Genomic DNA, 26,586 nt, shown 5'->3' on the forward strand with positions numbered 1-26,586 from the left:
CGTGGTTCATTTCGGGTCGTTGCTGGGTGGGGGGGGTCCTGTTTGGGGCGGGGGGCGGAGCCCCCGGGAGCGGGGCCGAAGGGGCGGCAGCCCCTGGGGATGGGACGGGTAGGGGCGGCGGGGGCGAAAAAAATCCCCCGGCACCCCTACCCGTCACAATCGCCCGATGTCCCCCCGGGTCATCTTCGGCGCCCGCCGGGGAGGCGTACGCCGACTCAGCAGGATCAACCGAGCCGCCCGATGCCGCTGCCCCGCATACGGCTCCAGCAGCGACAACATCGCCGCGTCATCCGCGTCCCGATCCCCCGCGAGCGCGAACCCCACGATCCCCGGCAGATGCAGATCCCCCACGGTCACCGCATCCGCCGCCCCATGACTGCGCTGCACCACCTCCGCGGAGGTCCAGGGCCCCACCCCCGGCACCACCTCCAACCGCGCCTGCGCGGCGGAAGGAGACATCCCCACCGCCTCCTCCAACCGCGCGGCCACCCGCACACAGCGCAGAATCGTCGAGGCCCGCTTGTTGTCCACCCCGGCCCGGTGCCACTCCCACGACGGGATCAACGCCCACGTCCGCGGCGCCGGCATCACCCACAGCCGCCCACCCGCCGCGGGCCCCGGCGCCGGCTCCCCGAACTTGCGCACCAGCAACCGCCACGCCCGGTACGCCTCGTCGGTCGTGACCTTCTGCTCCAGCACGGAAGGAATCAACGACTCCAGCACCAGCCCGGTCCGCGTCAGCCGCAGCCCCGGCCGCCGATGCCAGGAATGCGCCACGACCCGGTGCCGGGGCACAAAGGCGGAAGGGTCGTCCGCGGCGCCGAGCAGCTCCGGCAACCGCGAGAGCAGCCACTCGCCCCCCGGCCCCCACGCCTCACCGCGCACCTCACCGCCGTACACGCACACCCGCAGGGTCCCGGGCCCGACCGGCGTGAGAGTGGCCCGCCACACGGACCCGTCCGGAAGCGCCCGGAAGGTGGGATCCGCGGGGCCCCGCCGCAGCGCGCCGAGCACCAGCCCGAGATCGACGGGCCACCCCGGCGTCCACTTCCGCACCAGCGAGGCCTCCACCCGCCCCGTCGGCCGCCGCGCGGCGGGGACCACGACTTCCCCGCCGCGCACGGTCGTACGCGTGGGGCGCGGAGTGAAACGTCCTGCCACGAATGAAGTCCTGAGCTACGAGAGGAAGGGGAAGAAGCCCTACGAGACTAGGCGCAAGCCGAGGCACACCACCGCACCTCGACACATGAGGCGCCGATCACCGCACCTCGATGAAGCTCCCCGCGTCCCGCTCCGGCCGGGGCCGGGGCTCCTCCGCCGGATGTCCCACCGCCACGGCCCCCATCGGATCCCAGTCCTCCGGCAGCCCCAGCACCTCCCGCACCACCTCGCGGCAGAACATGGTGGACGACACCCACGCCGACCCCAGCCGCTCCCCGGCCAGCGCGACGAGGAAGTTCTGCACCCCGGCCCCCGTGGCGACGACGAACATCTCCCGCTCGGCCGCGTCCCGACGCAGATCGCCGTAGGTGTGCGAGCCGTCCATCACCAGACAGGGCACGACGAGATACGGCGCCTTGCGCAGGACATCGCCCCGCCGCACGCGCTTGGCTATGGACTCCTCGGACTTTCCGTCCCGCCGCAGGTCGGCGATCCAGGCGTCCCGCATGGCGTCCAGGAGGCCGGTCCGGGCGCTCTCGGACTCCAGCAGCACGAACCGCCACGGCGTGGTGTGGTGCGGCGCCGGTGCGGTGACCGCCGCGGCGACGGCCCGTCGTACGGCTCCGGGGTCGACGGGCTCGTCCGTGAAGGCCCGCACGGTACGCCGCTGGGTGACCGCCTCCCGGACCGCCTCCGAGGTCCCCAGCCGGAACATGTCGTCACGCGCGTCACGCACCATGGCCCGCGCGCCCTCGCCCGACTCCCCGGCCACGACATGCGCCAGCCCGCGCACGACGGCGACGGGCAGCCCGGCGGCCTTGCCCTTGACGAGATCACCGGCGGCGGCCAGCTCGTCGGCCGTCGCCACCACGGTCGCGCTCAGCGGATTGCCGTACGCGTCCGTCCCGCCCCGCAGATCGTCCAGCACCCGCACGCCGGCGGCGCCGATCGCGACATCGGTGAGCCCGGCGCGCCAGGGCCGCCCGAAGGTGTCGGTGACGAGGACCCCGACGTCGACCCCGAGGGCGCCCCGCAGTCCGTCCCGGATCGCGCGCGCGGACGCGTCCGGGTCCTCGGGCAGCAACAGCACGGTCCCGGAAGGGGTGTTGGACGCGTCGACCCCGGCGGCGGCCATCACGAGCCCCTGCCGGTTCTCCACGATCCTGAGCGGCCCGCGCCGCGCCACGACCCGTACGGTCTCGGCGTCGATCGCGGCCTCCCGGTCACCCGCCTCCACGACCCGCCCCTCCGCCTTGGACACGATCTTCGAGGTGACGAGCAGGACGTCCCCGTCGGCCAGGCCGGGCTCGGCGGCGGCGATCATCTTGGCCAGGTCGTCCCCTCGCTGCACCTCGGGAAGACCGGGGACGGCCCAGACCCGGTAGCCGTCGGCAGCTGTCTCGCTCAAGCTCCGCGCACCTCCTCCGCCAGCTCCAGCGCCTGACGGGCCATCCGCGCGGTCGCGTCGAGGTCGGTCATCATCAGCGGTACGGCCCGGCAGCGGATGCCGGCCGACTCGATCCGGTCGACCGCGCCCGCGTCGACGGTGTCGACGAGCCAGCCGTCCAGCAGGCCCGAGCCGTAGTGCTCGGCGACCGCCGCGGCCGTGGACTCCACGCCGACCGCCGCGAGGACCTTGTCCGCCATGCCGCGCACGGGCGCGTCCCCGACGATGGGGGACAGACCCACCACCGGCACGCCGGCCTCGGCGATCGCCTCGCGGATCCCGGGCACGGCGAGGATGGTGCCGACGGACACGACGGGGTTGGACGGCGGGAACAGCACGACGTCCGCCTCCGCGATCGCCTCCAGGACCCCCGGCGCCGGCTTGGCCTGCTCCGCGCCCACCGGCACGACCGCGTGGGCCGGCACGGAGGCCCGCAGCCGCACCCAGTACTCCTGGAAGTGCACGGCCTTGCGCTCACCGTCGATCTCGACGGCGACATGCGTCTCGACCCGGTCGTCCGTCATCGGGATCAGCCGCACCCCCGGCTTCCACCGGTCGCACAGCGCCTCGGTCACCGCGCTCAGCGGATACCCGGCACCGATCATCTGCGTCCGCACGATGTGCGTGGCGAAGTCCCGGTCCCCGAGCCCGAACCACTCGGGGCCGACGCCGTACGCCGCGAGTTCCTCCTTGAGGTGGAAGGTCTCGTCGGCCCGCCCCCAGCCCTGTTCCTCGTTGATGCCGCCGCCGAGCGTGTACATCACCGTGTCGAGGTCCGGGCAGACCTTCAGCCCGAAGAGATGGATGTCGTCCCCGGTGTTGCCGATGACCGTGACGTCCGCGTCCGGCGCGGCCTGCTTCAGACCACGCAGAAAACGGGCACCGCCGATGCCGCCTGCCAGAACCACGATTCGCATGGGAGCCAGTCTTGCAGGCGGGTACGACATCGCGTCACGCGGTCACGACGTCCACCTCGCCGTAGGACTCGGGAGCGGTGCAGGCGGTGTACATGGGCATCTCGGTCAGACCCGGGTAGTACACGTGCAGGCTCACCGCCGGTTCCAGAGCGTCGTTGACGACCTCGTGCACGTACCCCGGCGCGAACACCCGCTGCGACCCCGCTCCCAGCGCGCGCGTCCCCCGCTCGGTGCGCTCGGTCAGCACGCCCTCCAGGACGGTGAGGATTCCGGAGGAGCGGCCGTGGTCGTGCAGTCCGCTTCCCTGGCCGGGGACCCAGGACAGCAGCCACACCTCGTAGCCCGGTCCGGTGCGCAGCCGGTGGTACCAGCGGCTCGTCGCGTCGTACTGGACGAGGTCCGCCCACTGCGAGCGGTCGGCGGCGATGGAGCGGGCCAGTCCGACGAAGTCGGCGACGGTGGCCGGGTGCTCGCGGGGGGCCTGGAGGAGGTGCGGGACCTCGAGGAGGTCGCCGGCGATCTGGAGGTCGTTGTCGCTGTTCATGGGGCGCGGGGTCCTCGGCGAAGTGTGGGGGCTGGCTGGGTGTCGCGTACCGTCCGCCCGGATCACGGGAAGACAGGAATACCCGGGTGCGGGCGGGGCACTGGCAGCCGAGTCACGGTGGACTCAGGAGCAGCCGGAGCGCGTTGGGCTCAACAGCTGGAACAGCAACAACAGCTACAGCGAGCGCGGGCAGCACCGTGGGACCCGGCCGTGCGGGTCGAGGTGAGTGCCAAGTTCGCGAGCATGCCCACAAGGACAGCGGCTCACACCCTCACTGTCAACTCGGCACCCTGGAAGTGGGACATGTTTCACCTCATCCGGTCCATCTGCATGGTGAAAGGTTTGTGCAGGCGTCGACCGGGACACATGGCGCACAACCGGGCGCACGGGCCGTGAGTTTCACCGCGACTTCACGCGCTCGTACGGAACGAGTTCGAACGGATGGGCGTCCTTCCTCGTACAGGCCGAAAGGACTGGCGCGGCTCGGCAGCCCTCTCGGGTCTCGTCTGCTTGTCAAGGTTTATGCCGATTTGAACACTTTCAGCAAGGCCTTGGTTCCGCAGAGTGAATAAGGGGCCCAATAGCAGATCTCGGCTTGACTCGCCCGGAGCAGCACACTTGTAATTTCACTCGTGTCGTTCAGCCGAAATCGGTAACGGCCGTCACACGGGGACGCGAAGACAGACGAGGGGCGCACATGACCGAGCTGGTGCAGCAACTGCTGGTCGACGACGCGGACGAGGAACTCGGCTGGCAGGAGCGCGCGCTGTGCGCCCAGACCGACCCCGAGTCCTTCTTTCCCGAGAAGGGTGGCTCCACCCGCGAGGCCAAGAAGGTCTGCCTCTCCTGCGAGGTCCGCTCCGAGTGCCTCGAATACGCCCTCGCCAACGACGAGCGCTTCGGTATCTGGGGCGGCCTGTCCGAACGCGAACGCCGCAGGCTGAAGAAGGCCGCCGTCTGACCCGAGGCGCGCCTCACGGCACTTTTCGTACGCAACCGAACGGCCCGTCGCACCTGGGTTATCCACAGGCGGCGGGCCGCCGTGCTGCCCAGCCGATAGTGTGGGCGCTCGTCCGAGACGCCTCACCGTCCCCTTGAGGGCACAGGCGTCCACCGCAGTCCACCGAACCGGGGCCCGTACCTCGATGTCCGTGCACAGCCACACGGCAGCGCAAGACCACGCTGCCACTCCTGAGTTCCCGCGTCATGTGGTGACCGCGGTGCTCGTCTCCCACGACGGCGCCCGCTGGCTGCCCGACGCGCTCGCCGGGCTGCTCGGCCAGGAGCGCCCCGTGCAGTTCGCCATGGGCGCCGACACCGGCAGCGCGGACGACTCCGCCCAGCTGGTCACCGACGCACTCGGCGCCGACCGCGTGCTGCACCTCGCCCGACGCACCGGCTTCGGCCAGGCCGTCGAGGAGGCCGCCCGCACCGCCCCCGTCCTGACCCCGGACGAGCTGCCGTACCTGAAGCGGCCCAGCGGCTGGGACCCGGTCACGCGCACATGGCGCGACGACGCCTACGACCTGCCGGAGCTGCCGCACGGCGAGCCGGTCCAGTGGCTGTGGCTGCTGCACGACGACTGCGCCCCCGAACCCGACGCCCTGGCCCAGCTGCTGCGCGTCGTGGAGAACGAACTGGAGCTGGGCCGCGACGACGTAGCCGTCGTGGGCCCCAAGCTCCTGGGCTGGTACGACAAGCGGCAGCTCCTGGAGGTCGGCGTCTCCATCGCCAACTCCGGCCGTCGCTGGACGGGCCTCGACCGCCGCGAACAGGACCAGGGCCAGCACGACCACGTCCGGTCCGTGCTGTCGGTGTCCACCGCCGGCATGCTGATCCGCCGCGACCTCTTCGAGCAGCTCGGCGGCTTCGACCGGCGCCTGCCCCTCATGCGCGACGACGTCGACCTGTGCTGGCGCGCCCAGGCCGCCGGCCACCGCGTCCTCATCGCCCCCGAAGCCGTCGTACGCCATGCCGAGGCGGCCTCCCGCGAGCGCCGCACCGTCGACTGCGCGGGCCGCACCACCGCCTCCCCCCACAAGGTCGACAAGGCCGGCGCCGCCTACACCCTGCTCGTCAACGCCCGTACGGCCGCGCTGCCCTGGGTACTCGTGCGCCTGGTCCTCGGCACCCTGCTGCGGACCGTCGCCTACCTCGTCGGCAAGGTCCCCGGACAGGCCCTCGACGAGATCCGCGGTCTCCTCGGCACCCTGCTGCGGCCCGAGCGGATCATCGCCGGGCGGAGCAGGCGCGGCACGCCCGTCATCGACAAGGCCGAGCTCAGACAGCTGTTCCCGCCGCCCGGCGCGACCGTGCGGGCCACCGTGGAACAGGTCGCGGGCAACCTCTTCGGCAGCTCCGACGCAGAGGCCTCCACAGCGGGACGCCATGGCGGCGGCATCGAGTCCGGGCCCGGCGGCGACGACGCGGAGTTCCTGGAGATCGAGCAGTTCGCCCGCCTCAAGCGCATCGCCCGCAAGCCGGGTCCGGTGCTCTTCCTGGCGCTGCTGCTGGTCGCCCTGGTCGCCTGCCGCGACCTCCTGGGCGGCGGCGCGCTGGCGGGCGGCGCCCTGTTGCCCGCCCCGGCCGACGCGAGCGAGCTGTGGTCGCGCTACGCGGACGCCTGGCACGCGGTGGGCGCGGGCGGCACCCCGTCCGCGCCGCCCTACCTCGCGATCATCGCCGCGCTGTCCTCCGTGCTGTTCGGCTCGACCGGTCTCACCCTGACGGTCCTGCTGGTCTGCTCGGTGCCGCTGGCCGGCTTCACGGCCTACTTCGCCTCCCGCCCGCTCGTCGAGTCCCGCCTCCTGCGCGCGTGGGCGGCCGTCGTCTACGCCTTCCTGCCCGCCGCCACCGGCGCCCTCGCCGGAGGCCGCGTCGGCACCGCCGTCCTCGCCGTACTGCTGCCCCTCCTCGCGCGCGCGGGCGTCGCCGCCGGCGGGCTGACGAACAGCACGGGTGCGCGTGGCAGTTGGCGCGCCACCTGGGCGTTCGCCCTTCTGCTCACGATCACCACCGCGTTCACGCCGATCATCTGGCCGATCACACTGATCCTCGGCATCGGCCTGCTGGCGGTGCGCCGCACCGACATCACCGCCTACGGCCTGCGCTTCCTGGCCCAGTTCGGCACCCCCCTGCTGGTCCTCGCGCCCTGGTCGCTGACGCTGCTCCCGTTCGGCTTCTTCGAGCAGGCGGGCCTGGAGTACGGCTCCTCGAGCGCCTCCGCCCTCGACCTGCTCGGCGCGAGCCCCGGCGGACCCGGCACCGTCGACGGGCTGATGCTCATCGGGGTGGTGCTGGCCGCGCTGGCCGCCCTGCTGCGCACCGAGCGGCACTTCGGCGTCTGGACGGCCTGGGCGGTGGCCCTGGTCGGCCTCGTCTTCGCGGTCCTTTCCAACGAATCGACCTGGGCGGGCCCCGCCACCCTCGTCTACGGCCTCGCCCTGCTCGCCGCCGCCGTGCTCGGCGCCGACGGGGCACGCGCACGCGTGGCCGAGCAGAGCTTCGGCTGGCGCCAGCCGGTCGCCGCACTGATCGCCTTCGCCTCCGCCGCGGGCCCGCTGCTCGTCGCCGCCGGCTGGATGATCGGCGGCGCCGACGGACCGCTGGAGCGCCGCGATCCCGTACAGGTGCCCGCGTTCGTCGCCGAGGAGAGCGGCACCCGCGACCAGGCCCGCACCCTCGTCCTCGACAGCGACTCCTCCGCCCACGTCGGCTACATGCTGGTACGCGGCTCCGGCGCCCGCCTCGGCGACGCCGAACTCGCCGCCGCCGACGGTGAGAACGACAAGCTGGACAAGGTCGTCGCCAACCTCGTCGCCGGCTCCGGCGCCGACCAGGCGAACCAGCTCGGCGGCTTCGCCGTGCGCTACGTCCTCGTCCACAAGGGCGCGCCACGCGAGGTCACGCGCGTGCTGGACGCCACCCCCGGACTGACCCGGCTCAGCCAGCAGGACGGCAGCGGACTGTGGCGGGTCGACCAGGAGGTCGCGCGCGCGACGATCGTCGCCAAGTCCGGTGCGGGCCCCGCGCAGCCGGTGGCCGCGGGTCCCGTCGACCTTCACACCACGATCCCGTCCGGCGCCGACGGCCGGATCCTGCGCCTCGCCGACAGCGCCGACGAGGGCTGGACCGCCACCCTGGACGGCAGGCCGCTCACCCCCACCACCGTCGACGGCTGGGCCCAGGGCTTCGAACTCCCCGCCTCCGGCGGCACACTGGACGTCACCTTCGACGACCCCTTCACCCACACCCTCTGGCTGTGGATCCAGGGCTCCCTCGCCGTCGTCCTCGTGGTGATGGCCCTGCCCGGCCGCCGCCGTGACGTCGACGACGACCTCCCCGAGGAGCCGGCCGTGCCCGCCCAGCCCGTTGCGGGCGAGGGCCGCCGCGCGCGCCGACTGCGCGCCCAGGCCGAGGCCGAGGAGACCGCCGTGCCCGTGGAGTTCCCCGCTCCTCCGCAGGAGGCCCCGGTCGCGGTCCCGCAGCAGCAGCCCTACGGCGACTGGGACGCCCCGAGCCACCCGAACGCGGAGTACGGCACCTACGCCGGCGACCAGTACCAGGGCACCGCCGAGCAGTACCAGGCGGGCGGCTACGACCAGCAGCCGTATCAGGCGGATCCCTACCAGGGCGGCCAGTACGACCCGTACGCCTACGGCGGCCAGAACCAGCAGACCTCGTACGACCAGACGTACGGCGGCCAGTACGAGCAGCAGTACGACCAGGGCTACGACCCCGGGTACGACCCGGCGCAGCAGCACCCGGGCGCCACCGGCAGTGAGCGCCCCGACGGGAGTCAGCAGTGAACCGCACCACCGTGTCCCTCATCGCCGGCACCGCCGCGCTCGCCGCCGTCACCGGGTTCGCCACGCTCAGCTCACCGCAGGCCGCAGGAACCGCCGGGACGGCCGCCGAGTTGCCCGTGGAGCGCACCAGCCTGCTGTGCCCCTCGCCGAGCACCTCCGACATAGCGGAGACGTCGTACACGTCCTTCACGCCCGTCACCAAGGACGCGGGCAGCGGCGGCAAGGCCGAACTCCAGGCGGCCGGCGAGGAGTCGGACGGCAAGAGCAAGAGCAAGAGCAAGAGCACGGGCAAGGGCAAGGGCAAGAAGGCCGGCAAGCCGGTCCTGGAACCCGGGGAGCCCGGCAAGCCCGCCACCGGTGACACCTCCGGCGGCGACGCACCGGCTCTCGTCGGCACCGCCGAGGGGAAGTTCGCGCCCGGCTGGACCGTGCAGGAGACCACGCAGGTCGCCGCGGGCTCCGGACGCGGGCTGCAGGGCGTCAACTGCTCCGCCCCGGACACCGAGTTCTGGTTCCCGGGCGCGAGCACGGCCGCCGACCGCACCGACTACGTCCACCTGACCAACCCCGACGACTCCGCCGCCGTCGTCGACATCGAGCTCTACGGCAAGGACGGCGCCCTGGACTCCACGCTGGGGGAGGGCATCACCGTCGCGCCGCACTCCAGCGACCCGATCCTGCTGTCCACGCTCACCGAGGAGAAGCAGGAGAACCTCACCGTCCATGTGAACGTCCGCAGCGGGCGCGTGGGCGCGGCCGTGCAGGCGCTGGACGACAAGCTCGGCGGCGACTGGCTTGCGGCGTCCACGGACCCGTCCGGCAGCCTGGTGCTGCCCGGCATCCCGAAGGACGCCACCGCCGTGCGCCTGGTCGCCTTCTCGCCCGGTGACTCCGACGCCGACCTGAAGGTGCAGCTCGCGTCCCCGTCCGGCCTGATCACCCCCGCCGGGAACGAGACGCTGCACGTGAAGGCGGGCATGACGGCCTCCGCCGACCTCGGTGACGTCACGCGCGGGGAGGCCGGTTCGCTGGTCCTGACCCCCACCGGCACCTCCGTGCCGGTGGTTGCCGCGCTGCGGGTCGTCCGCGGCAAGGGCGACGACCAGGAGACGGCCTTCATCCCGGCCACGCGCCCGCTCGGCACGCGCGCGACGGTCGCCGACAACAGCGCCAAGGGCACCACGCTCTCCCTGACCGCCCCCACGCGCGGGGCCACCGTCAAGGTCACCGCCTCGGCGGGCAGCGAGGGCGGCGAGCCCGCCTCGAAGACGTTCACCCTCAAGGCGGGTACCACGCAGAACGTGGAGGCCCCGACCCCGACCGGCCTCAAGGGCACGTACGCCCTCACGGTGGAGCACGTCTCAGGAGGCCCCGTCTACGGCGCCCGCACCCTGGCGGCGACGGAGGACGGCGTCCCCGGCTTCACCGTCCAGACCCTCCCGTACGACCGGGGCATGGTGGCCGTGCCGGAGGCGGACCAGGACCTGTCGGTGCTCCAGAAGTAGCCCGGGACGATCCGCGGGCGGCTCAGTCCTCGCCGTACCGCGGGTCGACGGTCTCGGGAGTGAGCCCCAGCAACTCGGCCACCTGCTCCACGACGACCTCGTGCACCAGTGCCGCCCGCTCGTCGCGTCCCTTGGTGCGGATCTCCACCGGACGCCGGTAGACGACCACGCGCGCGGGGCGTCCCTCACGCGCGGGAATCGTCCCGCCGAGCGGCACCGCCTCGTCGTTCCAGGACTGTCCGTCCAGCCGGGGCACCTCCAGGACCAGGAAATCGATGTCGGCGAGCTGCGGCCAGCGCCGCTCCAGGCGCTCCACGGAGTCCTGCACCAGGTCCGCGAACGCCTCGGCCCGGCTCGCGGCGAGCGGCACCTGCGGCGGGGCGATCGGGCCGCGCATGCCTCGTCCGTGGCGATCACGGCGGCGGGGCCCGGGGCCGGTGGCGCGGGGCGGTACGGGGTTGTCCATCACTGGTGAAGGGTAATCCTCGCCGCACTCGCGCGCCCGACCCCCACGCGGTACACCGGACGCGGTCCGAAACCACGTACGGCCGCCTCGTACGGCATGTCGGCAGTTGACCATTCCAGCCAAGCTCGGGCTCGATTCCGTATCTCTCCGAGACCGGCGATATCGAGACAACTGCCCTGGTTTGTACCGAGTGATGACCGGGTTCAGCTCTGTTCGGCCCCTCGAAAACGGGTGTCCGTGCAGGTCATGGCGGTGTGACCGGAGTGGTGTGTGGGGCGTTTCACAGCACGACACGGTGGGGTGACCTGGGGCAGAGTCGTCGCGGCCCGCTCAAGAGTGCGGTACCGTCCAACATCGTGAGCCCTGTACGTCGCTGTTCGCGCACCGCTTGCGGCCGTCCCGCCGTCGCGACGCTGACGTACGTCTACGCCGACTCGACCGCGGTCCTCGGCCCGCTCGCCACCTACGCCGAACCCCACTGCTACGACCTGTGCGCCGAGCACTCCGAGCGCCTCACCGCCCCGCGCGGCTGGGAGGTCGTCCGGCTCCTCGACGCCTCGGCTCCGGCGCGGCCCAGCGGGGACGATCTGGAAGCGCTTGCCAACGCCGTGCGCGAGGCGGCCCGTCCGCAGGAGCGCGCCGCCGAGGCCGGCGGGGCCCGGCGGGCCGACCCGATGGAGGTCGCGCGCCGAGGCCACCTCCGGGTACTGCGCTCTCCCGACAACTGACCCTTCCTTTGTGCGCGTTTCGCTGTCTGACGCACGCCCATTGACGGGTCCTTGGCGTGGGCATGACCATTCCGTACGTCGAAGTGAGACATCGCTTTCCGCCTGACGGAACCGGGGGCGCCCGTGTACGTCCAGGAACTCGAACCCGTCGCCGACTCGCTCGGGCTGTCCGCCCTCGTCGCGGCCCTGCCCCTGGTGATCGTCCTCGTCCTGCTCGGCGGCGTCCGCATGAAGGCCCACCTGGCGGGCCTCACCGGCCTCCTGGCGGCCGCTCTGGTCGCCTGGCTCGCCTACGGCATGCCGCTCGGCCAGACCCTCTCCAGCGCCGCCCAGGGAGCCGTCTTCGGCCTCTTCCCTGTGGATCGTCGTCAACGCCCTGTGGGTATACCGGATGACCGTCCGCACCCGGCACTTCGACATCCTGCGCCGCTCCTTCGGCCGGCTCTCCGACGACCCCCGCATCCAGGCCCTCGTCGTCGCCTTCTGCTTCGGCGCACTCCTGGAGGCACTCGCCGGGTTCGGTGCCCCGGTCGCGATCTGCTCGGTCATGCTCGTCGCCCTCGGCTTCGACCCGGTGCGCGCGGCGGTCGTCGCGCTGGTCGCCAACACCGCGCCGGTCGCCTTCGGCGCCATGGGCACACCCGTCGTGACACTCGCTCAGGTGACCGGGCTGCCGTTGGACGACGTGGCGTCCGTGGTGGGCCGTCAGACGCCTTTGCTGGCCCTCGTGGTGCCCTTGGTGCTGGTCTTCCTGGTCGACGGCAGAAGGGGCCTGCGCGAGACCTGGGTACCGGCGCTGGTCTGCGGAGCCGCCTTCGCCGTAGCCCAGTTCGCGGCCTCCAACTACCTCTCCGCCCAACTGGCCGACATCGGAGCCGCCTTGGCCGGCGCGGGAGCCCTGGCTGCCGTACCACGCGCACGTGTACCGGCCGACGAGTCCGTACGCGCGTCCGTGCTGACCGGCGCGCGCAGCGAGGACCTCGACGAGGCCGACCCGCGCGGTGAAGTCCTGCGCGCCTACGCGCCTTACGCGCTGATCGTCGTGATCTTCTCGGTCGCGCAGATCCCGGCCGTCAAGGACTGGCCGGCGAAGGCGACCCAGACATTTGACTGGCCCTTCCTCGACGTCGTGAACCCCGACGGGGACCCGGTCGGCGGCAACGTCTTCACCTGGCCGGTGGTCTCCACCGGCGGCACCCTCGTCCTGCTCGCCGGGATCCTCACCGCCCTTGTGCTCGGCGTGCACGCGCGCGTGGCGGTCCGCGAATGGGCGGCGACCGTCCATGAGCTGAGGTTCGCGATCCTGACCGTGACCTCCGTGCTGGCGCTCGCGTACGTCATGAACCTCTCCGGACAGGCCGCCACCATCGGTCACTTCGTCGCGGCCGCGGGCGCCGGACTGGCCTTCCTGTCGCCGGTCCTGGGCTGGTTCGGGGTGGCGGTCACCGGCTCGGACACCTCGGCCAACGCGCTGTTCGGGGCGTTGCAGGTGACCGCGGCACGCGAGTCCGGGTTGTCGCCGGAGCTCCTGGCCGCCGCCAACAGCTCGGGCGGGGTGCTCGGCAAGATGATCTCGCCGCAGAACCTCACCATCGCCTGCGCGGCCGTCGGGCTCACCGGCCGCGAGGGCGACCTGCTGCGCAAGGTGCTGCCCTGGAGCCTCGGACTGCTGCTGGTGATGTGCCTGATCGTGGTCGGGCAGAGCTCGCCGGTGCTGGACGGGATGCTGCCCTGACCCCCTCGATGCCCTCTGACCTCAGATGACGGCTGGGCGTCCACTCCGCTCCCGCACTACGCGCTGTCAGTCCCTACGGGTAGTTTGTGGTGACCGACAGGACTTTCAGAAGGGTTGGCCGTGGCTGATCTGTCACAGCTCGTGAAGGCGTACGACGTGCGCGGAGTCGTTCCCGACCAGTGGGACGAGACGCTGGCCGAGCTCTTCGGTGCCGCCTTCGTCCAGGTGACGGGGGCGAGCGCCATCGTGACGGGTCACGACATGCGGCCCACGTCCCCGGGCCTGTCGCGGGCCTTCGCGCGCGGAGCTGCCGCCCTCGGCGTGGACGTCACCGAGATCGGCCTGTGCTCGACCGACCAGCTGTACTACGCCTCCGGCGCGCTGAACCTGCCGGGCGCGATGTTCACGGCCTCCCACAACCCCGCCCAGTACAACGGCATCAAGATGTGCCGCGCGGGCGCGGCACCGGTCGGTCAGGACACCGGCCTCGCCGAGATCCGCGAACTGGTCGAGCGGTGGAGCGAGACGGGCGGCCCGCAGCCGGCGGCCTCGACGGGAGCGATCACTCAGCGGGACACCCTGCAGGACTACGCGGCCCACCTGATCTCCCTCGTCGATCTGACCTCCATCCGCCCCCTGAAGGTCGTGGTCGACGCGGGCAACGGCATGGGCGGCCACACCGTCCCGACCGTCTTCTCGGGACTGCCCCTGGACACCGTCCCGATGTACTTCGAGCTGGACGGCACCTTCCCGAACCACGAGGCCAACCCCCTCGACCCGGCCAACATCGTCGACCTCCAGAAGCGCGTCCGTGAGGAGGGGGCCGACCTCGGCATCGCCTTCGACGGCGACGCCGACCGCTGCTTCGTCGTCGACGAGCAGGGCGACCCGGTCTCCCCGTCCGCCGTCACCGCCCTCGTGGCCTCCCGTGAACTCGCCCGGCACGGCGGCAAGGGCACGGTCATCCACAACCTGATCACCTCCTGGTCAGTCCCGGAGGTCGTCGAGGAGAACGGCGGCACACCGGTACGCACACGCGTGGGCCACTCCTTCATCAAGGCCGAGATGGCGAGGACGGGCGCGATCTTCGGCGGCGAGCACTCCGCGCACTACTACTTCAAGGACTTCTGGAACGCCGACACGGGCATGCTGGCGGCCCTGCACGTCCTGGCCGCGTTGGGCGGCCAGGACGGCCCGCTGTCGTCCCTGGTCGCCCAGTACGACCGTTACGCCGGCTCGGGCGAGATCAACTCCACGGTCGCCGACCAGGCAGACCGCCTGGCGGCCGTCAGGGCGGTCTACGAAGGCCGGGAGGGCGTACGGCTCGACGAACTCGACGGCCTCACGATCACGGCTCCCGACTGGTGGTTCAACGTCCGCCCCTCCAACACCGAGCCCCTGCTGCGCCTGAACGCGGAGGCGAGGGACGAGGCGACGATGGCGAAGGTGCGGGACGAGATATTGGCGATCATCAGGGCCTGATCCGGCTACACGGCACGATTCAGCGCTTCCGGAGGTGAAATCAGCCCCTCCGGCGTTCGAGGAGCGGGGGTCCAGGGGGCGGAGCTCCCTGGGGCGGGGTCGAAGGGGTAGCCCCTGGGGAGGGGTCGGTAGGGGCGGCGGGGGCGCCACGCGCGGAGGGGGCCCGGATGGAGGGCCGGCCGGTGCAACCCCGACAGCCCCCCACCCCCACCTCGCCCCAACCCCCGCGCCCAACTCTCCCCGGCGGTACCCTGACCAGGCACATCCGTACAAGCAGCCGTACCGCCCCGAAGGGAACCCCCATGCCGCTCGAAGCCGGCCTCCTGGAGATCCTCGCCTGCCCGGCCTGCCACGCCCCTCTCAAGGAGCAGGACGCCGAGCTGATCTGCACAGGTCAGGACTGCGGTCTGGCGTACCCCGTCCGCGACGGCATCCCCGTCCTCCTCGTCGACGAGGCCCGCCGCCCCGCGTAAACGCCCCGCCGCCCTGGGCGGGGCAACGCCCCGGCCGCCGTGAGCGACAACGACACAGCGACCCACAGCGACCACCGGAGTCCGGGCCCGCGCGACCGACGACCCGGCGAAGCGACAATCCGGCGTCCCGGAGATCCGCCGAAGCATCCGGCGCCCCGGGGACCCGGCGATCGGAGGCTGCCGCCCCATGCTCGACGAATCGCTGCTAGACACCCCCCAGGCCCTCTCGCAGGCCGACCGCCGAGGCCTGCTCCGCGGTGCCGCGGAGGCCGGCGCCCGGGTCCGCACAGCAGCCCGGCACGCCGCCGAGGCCGGGGTGAACGACCTCAAGCCCGACGGCCGCCCACGCGCGGTACTCATCGCGGGTCCCGGCGCCGCCGCCACCCACGTCGCCGACCTCCTCGGCACGCTCGCCGGCGCCGGAAGCCCCGTCACCCGCCTCGCCCCCACCGGCGTCGCCCCCGCAGCCGGCGCCCTGCGCTGGGAACTCCCCGGCTGGGCCGGCTCGGTCGACCTGCTCCTGATCGCTACCCCCGACGGCACCGAGCCGGGCCTGTCCCTGCTCGCCGACCAGGCCTACCGCCGCGGCTGCACGGTCGTCGCCGTGGCCCCCGGCCACACCCCGCTCTCCGAGGCGGTCGAGGGCGCCCACGGTCTGTTCGTGCCCATGGCGACCGCCCCGTACGAACAGGACACACCCCTCACCGCATCCGCCCCCGGCGTCCTGTGGGCCCTGCTCACCCCGCTCCTCGCGATCCTCGACCGCACCGGCCTGCTCACCGCCCCGCCCGAGACCCTCGAGAAGATCGCCGGCCGCCTCGACCACATCGCCGAGCGCTGCGGCCCCGCCATCGCGACCTACAGCAACCCGGCCAAGACCCTCGCCGCCGAACTCGCCGACGCGCTCCCGGTGATCTGGACCGAGGGCACCTCCGCGGGCCCCGCGGGCCGGCGCTTCGCCGCGGCCCTCGCCGAGCTCTCCGGCCGCCCGTCCGTGGTCTCCGAACTGCCCGAGGCCCTCGCCGCGCACAGCACCCTGCTCGCCGGACCGCTGGCCGCCAGCGCCGACCCCGACGACTTCTTCCGCGACCGCGTCGAGGAACCTCCCGCGCTGCACGCACGCGTGGTGCTCCTTCGCGACCGTCCGATCGGCGGTCTCAGCGCCGCCCCGTCCGCCCGCGAGCTGGCCCTGAGCCACGACACGCCGATCAGCGAGCTGGAACCGGAGTCGGGGGGCGAGATCGAGACCCTCGCGGAACTGATCGCCGTCACGGATTTCGCCGCCGTTTACCTGGCGCTCGCCTCGGGGGCCTGACGTTGCCCAGGACGCCCTGAAAGCTGTACGGACAGAAAGAGCCTGATGGACCGCCTCGACAACACCATCCGCCCCTACGCCTGGGGTTCCACCACCGCCATCCCCGAACTCCTCGGCGTCCGGCCGACCGGTGAACCGCAGGCGGAGATGTGGATGGGCGCCCACCCGGGAGCCCCCTCACGCACCGACCGGGGCACGCTCGTCGAGGTCATCGACGCGGACCCGGCGAAGGAGCTCGGCGCCGAGGCGGTCGCCAAGTTCGGCCCCCGCCTGCCCTTCCTGCTCAAGATCCTCGCCGCGGGCGCCCCCCTCTCCCTCCAGGTGCACCCCGACCTCGCCCAGGCGAAGGAGGGCTACGACGACGAGGAGCGCCGCGGCATCCCCGTGGACGCGGGCCACCGCAACTACAAGGACGCCAACCACAAGCCCGAACTGATCTGCGCGCTCACCGAGTTCGACGGCCTGTGCGGCTTCCGTGAGCCCACGCGCGCGGCCGAGCTGCTCGACGCGCTCGGCGTCGACTCCCTCAAGCCGTACGTCGACCTCCTGCACGCCCGCCCCGAGGAGGCGGCGCTGCGCGAGGTCCTGACGGCCGTCCTGACCGCCGACCGCGCGGAGATGGCGCACACCGTCACCGAGGCCGCGGCCGCCTGCGCCCGCCTGGGCGGCGAGCACGCCCCGTACGCCGACATCGCCCACCACTACCCGGGCGACCCGGGCGTCATCGCCGCGATGCTCCTCAACCACGTCCGACTCCAGCCCGGTGAGGCCCTGTTCCTCGGCGCCGGCATCCCGCACGCCTACCTGAGCGGCCTCGGCGTCGAGATCATGGCCAACTCGGACAACGTCCTGCGCTGCGGACTGACCCCCAAGCACGTCGACGTCCCCGAACTCCTGCGCATCGTCCGCTTCGAGGCCGCCGACCCCGGCGTGCTCCGCCCCGAGGCGTCCCCCGACGGCGAGGAGGTCTACGAGACTCCCATCGACGAGTTCCGTTTGTCCCGGTATGTCCTCCCTGAGGGTGCCGCCACCCATGACCTGACCCGCCCGACTCCGCAGATCCTGCTCTGCACGGCAGGTTCCGTGCGAGTGGGGGAACACGATCTGAGCCCCGGCCAGTCGGTGTTCGCGCCGGCGGGAGAGAAGGCCGAGGTGTCCGGCAGGGGCACGGTCTTCCGGGCGACCGTGCTCGTGTGACCGGACCATGCGACCGGGGCATGTGATCGTATGACCGGCCTTGTGGACGGCTGAGACGTCCGGGCCGGGGGAGGCTGCAAGAATGGCCCTCCGGCAAAGGACGGGCAAAGGCCTGGACGGCGTAGAGGCACTTGAGGCGAAGGGACAACGCGACCAGATGAGCGCGTCAGGCGGAACCAGGGCGATCGTGGCGGCACTCGGCGCCAACCTCGCGATCGCGGCATCGAAGTTCGTGGCGTTCGCATTCAGCGGCTCGTCCTCGATGCTCGCCGAAGGCGTGCACTCGCTCGCCGACTCCGGAAACCAGTTCCTGCTGCTGCTCGGCGGCAAGAAGTCCCAGCGCGAGGCCACCCCGCAACACCCCTTCGGCTACGGCCGCGAGCGCTACATCTACGCCTTCCTGGTCTCCATCGTGCTCTTCTCGGTCGGCGGCATGTTCGCCGTCTACGAGGGCTACGAGAAGATCAAGCACCCGCACGAGATCGAGCACTGGTACTGGCCGGTGGGCGTCCTCGCCTTCGCGATCATCGCCGAGGGCTTCTCCTTCCGGACGGCCATCAAGGAGTCCAACCCGCTGCGCGGAAACCTCTCCTGGAAGGAGTTCATCCGCCGCGCCAAGGCACCCGAGCTCCCGGTCGTCCTCCTGGAGGACTTCGGCGCACTCGTCGGCCTGGTCCTCGCCCTCGGCGGCGTCGGCCTGGCCCTGCTCACCGGCGACGGCGTCTGGGACGGCATCGGCACGCTCTGCATCGGCATTCTGCTCATCCTGATCGCCCTCGTCCTGGCGGTGGAGACCAAGTCCCTGCTGCTCGGCGAGGCGGCCGGCATCGAGGCCGTCCAGAAGATCGAGGCCGCGATCGTCGACGGCGACACCGTCACCGGCATCATCCACATGCGCACGCTCCACCTCGGCCCCGAGGAACTGCTCGTCGCCGCCAAGATCGCCGTCCAGCACGACGACACGGCGGGCGAGGTCGCCTCCGCGATCAATGCCGCTGAGTCCCGCATCCGCGAGGCCGTCCCCATCGCCCGCGTCATCTACCTCGAACCGGACATCTACAGCGAGGCCGAGGCCCTCAAGGGCCCCGACCGCGAGGCGACCCCCGGAGGACCGGCACCGCACCCCGCCGAGCACTGATCACCGCCCCACAGCGGCTCCACGGGCCCGCGTCCCCGCTCGGGGGCGCGGGCCCTTCACTCACCTGATCTCGCTCAGCACGTCCAGCACGGCCCGCTCGTCCGGCGCCGCGATGAGCCGCTCCCGGAACCCGGGGTCCACCAGCCTCCGCGACAACAGCGCCAGGATGCGCAGGTGTTCGTCGCCGGCGGCCGCCTCCGGCACGGAGATCATGAAGACCAGCCTGGCCTTCGTACCGTCCAGCGAGCCCCACTCGACGCCCTCGGCCGACCGTGCGAACCCGACGACAGGCGCGGTCACCGCATCCGTCTTGGCGTGCGGGATCGCGATCTCCTCCCCGAGCCCGGTGGTCCCCTGCTCCTCCCGCCGCAGGGCGGTGGCGACCAGCTCGTCCACGTCCGCCACCTTCCCGGTCCGGGCGAGCAGCTGCGCCAGCTCCCGGATGGCTGCCTCCTTGTCCCGGGCATCGAGGGAGACCTTCACGGTCTGCTCGGTGAGATAGCCGGAGAGCACTTCGCGGTCGGGTTCGGCCGTGAGGTCGACGCCGGCTTCGGCCGCGGGGGCGCTGTGGGATTCGGCCTCGGTGCGAGTCCTGGTCCGGGTGTCGGTCCTGGCGGTCACATGGGCTTCGGTGTCGGCTTCAGCATCCGCGCCAGTGCCGGTGCCAGCGCTAACGCTGGCACCGGAACCAGCACCGGCACCGGGCCGGGCCCCTGCGCCGGTCCTGCCGGTCACATTGGCGTCGGTACCGGAACCAGCACCGGCGTCGGGACCCGCGGCTTTCCGCGTCCCAGTCGATGCTGCCTCCGTGGCGGGCGTCGCACTCGACGAGGCAACGACCCGCTGCGCCACCACGGCACCGACGGCCCCGCCTGCCGCCGCACCGGCTCCCACCCCGATGAGTGCGGGCTCGAGCGGGTCGGCCGTACCTGGCCCGGCGACGCCCGGCCCGGCCACCGCCGCCGCACCCTTGCGCCCGCGCTCACTGATGTCGACGAGCGTGACCGTCGTCAGCGCGGTGACCGCCGTGCCGATCAGCACGGCCAGGAAGAACATCGGTACCCCGCTCACGGCACCCAGGACCGCCACGATCGGTCCACCGTGCGGCACCGCGTCCTCGACCCCGGCGACACCGGCGAACGCACCGGCCACCGCCCCGCCGAGCATGTTGGCCGGAATGACCTGCGCGGGCCGCGCCGCCGCGAACGGGATCGCGCCCTCGGAGATGCCGAAGCAGCCCATGAACAGCGCGGCCAGTCCGGTCTCCCGCTCCTGCTCGGTGTAGAGCCGCTTCCGTATCAGCGTGGCGAGACCCTGCCCCAGCGGCATGACCGGGATCGCGGCCGCGCACATGCCCATGACCGTCTGGTTGCCGGTCGCGATGAGCCCGGCGCCGAACAGGAACGCCGTCTTGTTGACCGGCCCGCCCATGTCGAACGCGATCATGAGTCCCAGGATCGCGCCCAGCAGGATCGCGCTGGTACCGGTCATCCCGCTGAGCCAGTCGGTGAGGTGCTCGAACACCCAGGAGATCGGCTTCCCGATGACGTAGATGAAGAACAGCCCGAGCGCCGTGGTCGCCACGATCGGGATCACGATGATCGGCATGATCGGCTGCACGAACTTCGGGACCTTGACCTTCTTGATCCACAGCACCAGATACCCGGCGAGGAACCCGGTCACGATCGCCCCGATGAACCCGGCGCCCGCCTTCGAGTCGTACAGCGAACCCGTGTTCGCGATCCAGCCACCGATCATGCCGGGCACGAGGGCGGGGCGGTCTCCGATTGCGTAGGCGATGTAGCCGGACAGGATCGGCACCATCAGGGTGAAGCCGATGACGCCGATGTTGTTGATGTCCATCCAGAAGGAGTCCTTCGGGATGACCAGACCGCCCGACGGGTCGGTGTGCCCGCCGAGTGAGAGGGAGATCGCGATCAGCAGACCGCCGACCACCACGAACGGGATCATGTAACTGACACCGTTCATCAGCGCCTTGTAACCGACGCTCCGCTCCTTGCCGCCGCCCGACGCGGATGCGACCGCGGTGGCACCCTCGGTGTGCACCGGTGCCGACCGCACCCGCTCGATCAACCGCTCAGGGTGGCGAATCCCCTCCGCCACCCCCACGGTCAGGACCCGCTTGCCCACGAAACGGCTCAGATCCACGTCCTTGTCCGCGGCGACGATGATGCCGTCCGCGGTGCTGACATCGTTGTCATCCAGGACGTTTTCAGCCCCGATCGATCCCTGTGTCTCCACCTTCATGTCGATGCCGCGGCTCGCGGCGGCCTGCGCGAGCTTCTCCGCGGCCATGTATGTGTGCGCGATGCCGGTGGGGCACGCGGTCACCGCCAGCAGCCTCACCCGCTGCTGCTCGCTGCCGCCGCCCGTGGGGGGAGGTCCGGCCGGACTGGTCACGTCGATCTCCTAACGCCTTTGTCACGCGGAAACGCCGTCCCGGACGCCCCGCAAGATCGATCAGAGGTTCCGATCGCTTCGCATCCTCCCTCACCTGCCCAGGCCGCCCAAGAAGCAAAAGTCCGCTGATGACCTGGTCTGTTGCCGCCTGGTCCTGGTTCGTAGGCATGTCGGCACCGCCACCCGGGCACCCTCGCAGGACAACTGGCGGCACCCCTCCGGTATCCCGGTCGGCCACCCCTGATCGGCCTGATGTATTCGAAGGCGGACTGGGGAGCCCCGTCCGACCGGTGTAGCTTGGGACGGAGCCAGACGTCGCTGCTGATGGCGGTCGGGCGGTCCCACCGCGGACCGACCGAGGGAGAGAGGGCCTCCGACGGACTGCGCTGCGCGCACCGGGCATGCCTGTGTCCTCTTCGGGCACCCCTGTGTCCGCCGCCGCGCAGACCAGCCGTACCCACCTCGCCCCAACCCCGAGGAGCAGCTCGAATGACGACTGTCGAAAACCGACAGGACTTCAAGGTCGCCGACCTCTCCCTGGCCGCCTTCGGCCGCAAGGAGATCACTCTCGCCGAGCACGAGATGCCCGGCCTGATGGCGATCCGCAAGGAGTACGCCGAGACGCAGCCGCTCGCCGGCGCCCGCGTCACCGGCTCCCTGCACATGACCGTGCAGACGGCCGTCCTCATCGAGACCCTCGTCGCCCTGGGCGCCGAGGTCCGCTGGGCGTCCTGCAACATCTTCTCCACCCAGGACCACGCGGCCGCCGCCATCGCCGTCGGCCCGAACGGCACCGTGGACAACCCTCAGGGCGTCCCGGTCTTCGCCTGGAAGGGCGAGACGCTGGAGGAGTACTGGTGGTGCACGGAGCAGGCGCTGACCTGGCCGAACACCCCCACCGGCGGCCCGAACATGATCCTGGACGACGGCGGCGACGCCACCCTCCTCGTCCACAAGGGCGTCGAGTACGAGAAGGCCGGCAAGGTTCCCTCGGTCGACACCGCCGAGAACGAGGAGCACCGGGTCATCCTGGAACTCCTGAACCGCACCATCACCGACGGCTCCCAGAAGTGGACCCAGCTCGCCTCGGAGATCCGCGGCGTGACCGAGGAGACCACGACCGGCGTCCACCGTCTGTACGAGATGCACCGTGACGGCACCCTCCTGTTCCCGGCGATCAACGTGAACGACGCCGTCACCAAGTCGAAGTTCGACAACAAGTACGGCTGCCGCCACTCCCTGATCGACGGCATCAACCGCGCCACCGACGTCCTCATCGGCGGCAAGACCGCGGTCGTCTGCGGCTACGGCGATGTCGGCAAGGGCTGCGCGGAGTCCCTGCGCGGCCAGGGCGCCCGCGTCATCGTCACCGAGATCGACCCGATCTGCGCCCTGCAGGCCGCGATGGACGGCTACCAGGTCACGACGCTGGACGAGGTCGTCGACAAGGCCGACATCTTCGTCACCACGACCGGCAACAAGGACATCATCATGGCCTCGGACATGGCCAAGATGAAGCACCAGGCGATCGTCGGCAACATCGGTCACTTCGACAACGAGATCGACATGGCCGGCCTCGCGCAGATCCCCGGCATCGTCAAGGACGAGGTCAAGCCGCAGGTCCACACCTGGACGTTCCCGGACGGGAAGGTCCTCATCGTGCTGTCCGAGGGCCGCCTGCTGAACCTGGGCAACGCCACCGGCCACCCGTCGTTCGTGATGTCCAACTCGTTCGCGGACCAGACGCTGGCCCAGATCGAGCTGTTCACCAAGCCCGACGAGTACCCGACCGACGTCTACGTGCTGCCCAAGCACCTCGACGAGAAGGTCGCCCGCCTCCACCTGGACGCGCTGGGTGTGAAGCTCACCGAGCTGCGCCCGGAGCAGGCGTCGTACATCGGCGTCGAGGTCGGCGGCCCGTACAAGTCGGACCACTACCGCTACTGAGCCGTCCGGCACAGCAGCAGTCCTCCGAGGCAGGCCCCCGCACCCCCGTGTCGGGGGCCTGCCCCTTTGGCCTTGTGACCCTTCTTCGGCTCTGCTCCCTCGCCCCTGTGACCGTCAGGCCGGACAGCCCGTCAGAACCCAGGACACCCATGCCCCGCGGCCGTTATTCGCTCCACGATCCGCACGATCACACCCCCCTCGCGGAAGAACACTTCCAGTGCGCCCCCGGCCCGTCCGGCTGGCGCTACGTCTCTCAGCTGACCGCCCCCGCGGGCGATCACAGCGGCTCGGTCGACCTCACCCTCGACGAACTCGGCCGCCCCATCCGTCTAGAACTGCACGCCGGCAGCTGGCAGGTGCGCGGTGCAGCACTCGACGGCGTCACCTGGGTCCGCACGGACCCCACCGGGACCCACGCCACGGAAGGCAATGTCCCCGCCCACGCCTTCACCGGCACATCCCCGGCGTTCCTCATCGCCACCACCCGTCTCCTGCGCCTCACCCCCTCCTCATCAGCAACTCGCGTACGCCTCGTGGCCTTCACGGACCCCGTCCTCGCCCCGCGCACCGTGGACCAGTCCTGGACCTTGCTGAAAAGAGAAGCACACGCCACTGACAACGGCCCCCTGACCGTGGAGGAATACCAGGTCACAGCCCTGGACACGGGCGAGCAGCACACGGTGCACATCGCCGGGGACGTGGTCCTCGCAGCCCCCGGCATCGAGCTGGAGGACCTCGAATCGCCGCCGTCGAGATTCCCTGAAACACCGCTCGACTGAACCGACTTCGGCGGCTGCTCGCTCAGGCACCCGACAGGCGGGGCCGCGACCACCCGCCGGATCACACCGGCGGAACGAACCCGGATGCGGGCCTGTCCTCCGGCGGCACGACGGGCGGTGGCCCGGCGGAGAACCTTTCGACCGGCACGTCAGGGCGTTCTACACCGCGAGCCGCCTCGACGCCGTACGAGACAGGCGCCTGAGGAGAGGACGGACCGGCGGGCCGCACCCCCGGATACGGGTGGCCACCCTGCACCCCGAACGCAGGACCGGTCACCACCGCAGGAGACGCCCCGGCGCCGGCCGCAACGCTGCCGAAAGCCCGCCGGGACTCGCGGGCCTGCCGCTCCTGCACCACCGCCGCCAGGTACGCGCCCGGCGGCACATCCTTCGGTGCCGGCGCCCCCGTACGCGCCGCGAGATCGGACGCCAGCCGCTCCGCCATTGCCCAGCCGACCTGCGGATCGAGTTGATGCATCCGCGTCAGGTACTGACGTACGGCAAGCCACAGACCGTCGGGAACCGCCGACAGGTCAAGTTGGGAGAAACGGCCGGCCAGCCAGGGCGGAGGCGGCGGCACGAAGCCGCTGGGCGCCACGGGGATCCGCTCCCGCACGACCAGCGTCCCGGCGAACACGTCACCGAGCCGACGGCCACGCGCCGAGACAAGCGAGGCGATACAGGCCACGACCCCGAACGTCATCAGGATTTCGACCACACCGATCGCACCCCGTACCAGCGCATGCCGGAACCGGATGGGCCCGCCGTCGTCCCGCACCACGCGAAGCCCCACGGCGAGCTTGCCCAGCGACCGCCCGTGGCTGAGCGTCTCCACCGCGATCGGTCCGCCCACCAGGACGAGCAGGAACGTGGCGATCGACAGCGCCATCTCGGCCGCGTCGTCCAGAGAAGCGGAAGCGGCCACCACCGCGACGGTCACGGCGATGTACACGACGACGGCCACGATCAGGTCGATCAGCACGGCCAACCCCCTGCTGGGCAGCCTCGCGGGACGCAACTCAAGCGCCACCGCCTCGCCCGTCACCAGCTCACTCACGTCCGCCGCCCTTCCCCTGCCCTGCCTCGTGAACAGCCAGTCTGCCAAGCTGAGGGCGCATCGCGCCGCAGTAAGACAAGCTGACATCCGACGGACAGCCGACGATCAGCCGAGGAGCAGGCAAACCGATGGACCTCGACGTCTTCGTCACCGCCCACCGAGGCGAGTGGGACCGCCTCGACGCCCTGCTCCGGCGCCAGCGCCGCCTCAACGGCGCCGAGACGGACGAACTTGTCGCCCTCTATCAGCGCACGGCCACTCATCTCTCCCTGATCCAGTCCAGCGCCCCTGACCCACAGCTCACCGGTAGGCTCAGCCAACTCGTGGCACGCGCGCGTAGTGCCGTCACAGGAACCCGCCGCGCTTCTTGGCGCGATGTCACACGCTTCCTCGCATTCGGCTTCCCCGCCGCCGTCTACCGATCGCGCCACTGGTGGGTGCCCACCGCGCTGCTGTCCACCGTCGTCGCGGCCCTCCTGGGCTGGTGGATCGGCACCCATCCCGAGGTGCAGTCCTCCATCGCGGCCCCCAGCGAACTGCGCGAGCTCACCCGCCCCGGCGGCCAGTACGAGACGTACTACTCAAGCCATCCCGCGGCATCCTTCGCCGCCCAGGTCTGGACGAACAACGCACAGGCCGCTGCCACCTGCCTGGTCCTGGGAATCTTTCTGGGCCTGCCGGTCCTCTGGATCCTGTTCCAGAACATGCTCAACCTCGGTGTCGGCGTCGGCCTGATGTCCTCGGCCGGACGCCTGGACACCTTCCTCGGCCTCGTACTCCCGCACGGCCTCCTTGAACTCACGGCCGTCTTCGTCGCCGCCGGCACGGGCCTGCGCCTCGGCTGGACCTTGATCGATCCGGGCCCCCGTTCCCGCCGCACCGCACTGGCAGAGGAAGGTCGAGCCGCCGTCGGCATGGCCATAGGCCTCGCCCTGGTCCTGTTCGTCTCCGGAGCCATAGAAGGTTTCGTGACGCCCTCGGGGCTGCCCACCTGGGCCCGCATAACCATCGGGATCGTCGCAGAACTGACCTTCCTCGCCTACGTCTTTGTCCTGGGCGGACGAGCGGCCCGTGCGGGCGACACGGGCGACGTCGAGGCGGCCGAACGCAGCGCTACGGTGCCGACCGCCGCCTGATGTGCACGGGACCGCGCTGAACTGCTATTGTCTCCTTCGCCCCGCAGGAGCCGTTGACACGGACCGTGTGGGGAGGTAGATTCGAACAGTTGCCTGGAGCTGGGTACATCCCGCTCGGTAGCAGTGAGTGTCTGTCTGCTTCTGGAAATCTCGATTTCGAAGAAGCCCCTTCCCGATGAATCGGAAACAGATGGCCGGTCAATCCGGTCCGAAAGTTCTGATAATGTTGGGAGCACCGGAAAGGGAAACGCGAGAGCGGGAACCTGGAAAGCACCGAGGAAATCGGAACCGGAAACGGTCTGATAGAGTCGGAAACGCAAGACCGAAGGG

General features: G+C 71.3%; 19 protein-coding genes and 1 pseudogene. 13 read left to right on the top strand and 7 right to left on the bottom strand.

Translation table 11 applies throughout. From position 1 onward, the window contains the following. Positions 1-153 precede the first annotated feature (153 nt). The 4 genes from ABZT93_RS38865 to ABZT93_RS38880 form a co-directional block, all read right to left on the bottom strand. The gene (locus tag ABZT93_RS38865) at positions 154-1,161 is read right to left on the bottom strand and encodes a DNA-3-methyladenine glycosylase 2 family protein (protein WP_356113583.1); all 1,008 of its coding nucleotides are present in this window, start codon (positions 1,159-1,161) and stop codon (positions 154-156) included. Positions 1,162-1,258: 97 nt separating this feature from the next. Next, positions 1,259-2,569, bottom strand: a complete 1,311-nt coding sequence (locus tag ABZT93_RS38870) for a coenzyme F420-0:L-glutamate ligase (RefSeq protein WP_356113585.1) — start codon at positions 2,567-2,569, stop codon at positions 1,259-1,261. Beyond that, positions 2,566-3,525: a 2-phospho-L-lactate transferase gene (gene cofD, locus ABZT93_RS38875; protein WP_007382479.1), complete on the bottom strand. Its 960-nt coding sequence runs from the start codon at positions 3,523-3,525 to the stop codon at positions 2,566-2,568. The genes ABZT93_RS38870 and cofD overlap by 4 nt, the downstream gene beginning before the upstream one ends. 34 nt (positions 3,526-3,559) lie before the next feature. Then, positions 3,560-4,069, bottom strand: coding sequence for a cupin domain-containing protein (locus ABZT93_RS38880; protein ID WP_356113589.1), 510 nt, complete (start codon positions 4,067-4,069; stop codon positions 3,560-3,562). A 697-nt stretch (positions 4,070-4,766) separates the two neighbouring features. Here ABZT93_RS38880 and ABZT93_RS38885 point away from each other — a divergent pair. The 3 genes from ABZT93_RS38885 (at position 4,767) to ABZT93_RS38895 (ending at position 10,382) form a co-directional block, all read left to right on the top strand. Beyond that, the gene (locus tag ABZT93_RS38885) at positions 4,767-5,030 is read left to right on the top strand and encodes a WhiB family transcriptional regulator (RefSeq protein ID WP_003990679.1); all 264 of its coding nucleotides are present in this window, start codon (positions 4,767-4,769) and stop codon (positions 5,028-5,030) included. A 184-nt stretch (positions 5,031-5,214) separates the two neighbouring features. Further along, positions 5,215-8,877, top strand: coding sequence for a glycosyltransferase (locus ABZT93_RS38890; protein WP_356113591.1), 3,663 nt, complete (start codon positions 5,215-5,217; stop codon positions 8,875-8,877). Beyond that, on the top strand, positions 8,874-10,382 hold the full coding sequence (locus ABZT93_RS38895) for a DUF5719 family protein (RefSeq protein WP_356113593.1): 1,509 nt from the start codon (positions 8,874-8,876) through the stop codon (positions 10,380-10,382). Before ABZT93_RS38890 ends, ABZT93_RS38895 begins: the two co-directional genes overlap by 4 nt. 22 nt (positions 10,383-10,404) lie before the next feature. Here ABZT93_RS38895 and ABZT93_RS38900 read toward each other — a convergent pair whose 3' ends face one another. Then, positions 10,405-10,848 (bottom strand): metallopeptidase family protein, encoded by a 444-nt coding sequence (locus ABZT93_RS38900; protein WP_356113613.1) that lies wholly within the window; start codon positions 10,846-10,848, stop codon positions 10,405-10,407. A 356-nt stretch (positions 10,849-11,204) separates the two neighbouring features. Here ABZT93_RS38900 and ABZT93_RS38905 point away from each other — a divergent pair, with 356 nt between their 5' ends. The 7 genes and pseudogenes from ABZT93_RS38905 (at position 11,205) to ABZT93_RS38935 (ending at position 18,916) form a co-directional block, all read left to right on the top strand. Next, positions 11,205-11,576, top strand: coding sequence for a DUF3499 domain-containing protein (locus tag ABZT93_RS38905; protein WP_355747280.1), 372 nt, complete (start codon positions 11,205-11,207; stop codon positions 11,574-11,576). Between the two features lie 123 nt (positions 11,577-11,699). Continuing rightward, a pseudogene (locus tag ABZT93_RS38910) lies at positions 11,700-13,311 on the top strand (L-lactate permease). Between the two features lie 114 nt (positions 13,312-13,425). Further along, entirely contained in the window at positions 13,426-14,793 is a 1,368-nt protein-coding gene (locus ABZT93_RS38915) for a phosphomannomutase/phosphoglucomutase (protein ID WP_356113594.1), read from the top strand. A gap of 302 nt (positions 14,794-15,095) precedes the next feature. Then, complete coding sequence (locus tag ABZT93_RS38920; protein ID WP_020940431.1) at positions 15,096-15,266, top strand: Trm112 family protein; 171 nt, start codon at positions 15,096-15,098, stop codon at positions 15,264-15,266. 187 nt (positions 15,267-15,453) lie between these two features. After that, on the top strand, positions 15,454-16,581 hold the full coding sequence (locus ABZT93_RS38925) for an SIS domain-containing protein (protein WP_356113597.1): 1,128 nt from the start codon (positions 15,454-15,456) through the stop codon (positions 16,579-16,581). Between the two features lie 45 nt (positions 16,582-16,626). Further along, positions 16,627-17,778, top strand: a complete 1,152-nt coding sequence (manA, locus tag ABZT93_RS38930; protein ID WP_356113600.1) for a mannose-6-phosphate isomerase, class I — start codon at positions 16,627-16,629, stop codon at positions 17,776-17,778. Positions 17,779-17,935: 157 nt separating this feature from the next. Then, entirely contained in the window at positions 17,936-18,916 is a 981-nt protein-coding gene (locus ABZT93_RS38935; protein ID WP_356113603.1) for a cation diffusion facilitator family transporter, read from the top strand. 60 nt (positions 18,917-18,976) lie between these two features. Here ABZT93_RS38935 and ABZT93_RS38940 read toward each other — a convergent pair whose 3' ends face one another. Beyond that, complete coding sequence (locus tag ABZT93_RS38940) at positions 18,977-21,337, bottom strand: fructose-specific PTS transporter subunit EIIC (RefSeq protein WP_356113605.1); 2,361 nt, start codon at positions 21,335-21,337, stop codon at positions 18,977-18,979. Between the two features lie 489 nt (positions 21,338-21,826). On the opposite strand from ABZT93_RS38940, the gene ahcY reads away from it, so the two are divergent. Both ahcY and ABZT93_RS38950 read left to right on the top strand, forming a co-directional pair. Then, the gene (gene ahcY / locus ABZT93_RS38945) at positions 21,827-23,284 is read left to right on the top strand and encodes an adenosylhomocysteinase (RefSeq protein ID WP_356113607.1); all 1,458 of its coding nucleotides are present in this window, start codon (positions 21,827-21,829) and stop codon (positions 23,282-23,284) included. 149 nt (positions 23,285-23,433) lie between these two features. After that, entirely contained in the window at positions 23,434-24,063 is a 630-nt protein-coding gene (locus ABZT93_RS38950; RefSeq protein ID WP_356113608.1) for a hypothetical protein, read from the top strand. A 61-nt stretch (positions 24,064-24,124) separates the two neighbouring features. Here ABZT93_RS38950 and ABZT93_RS38955 read toward each other — a convergent pair whose 3' ends face one another. Then, the gene (locus ABZT93_RS38955) at positions 24,125-25,120 is read right to left on the bottom strand and encodes an RDD family protein (protein ID WP_356113609.1); all 996 of its coding nucleotides are present in this window, start codon (positions 25,118-25,120) and stop codon (positions 24,125-24,127) included. A gap of 128 nt (positions 25,121-25,248) precedes the next feature. Between ABZT93_RS38955 and ABZT93_RS38960 the strand changes: the two genes are divergently transcribed. Further along, positions 25,249-26,256, top strand: coding sequence for a stage II sporulation protein M (locus ABZT93_RS38960; RefSeq protein ID WP_356113611.1), 1,008 nt, complete (start codon positions 25,249-25,251; stop codon positions 26,254-26,256). The last annotated feature ends 330 nt before the right edge of the window (positions 26,257-26,586 follow it).

The organism is Streptomyces sp. NPDC005303 (assembly GCF_040607335.1).
Classification (GTDB): Bacteria; Actinomycetota; Actinomycetes; order Streptomycetales; family Streptomycetaceae; genus Streptomyces.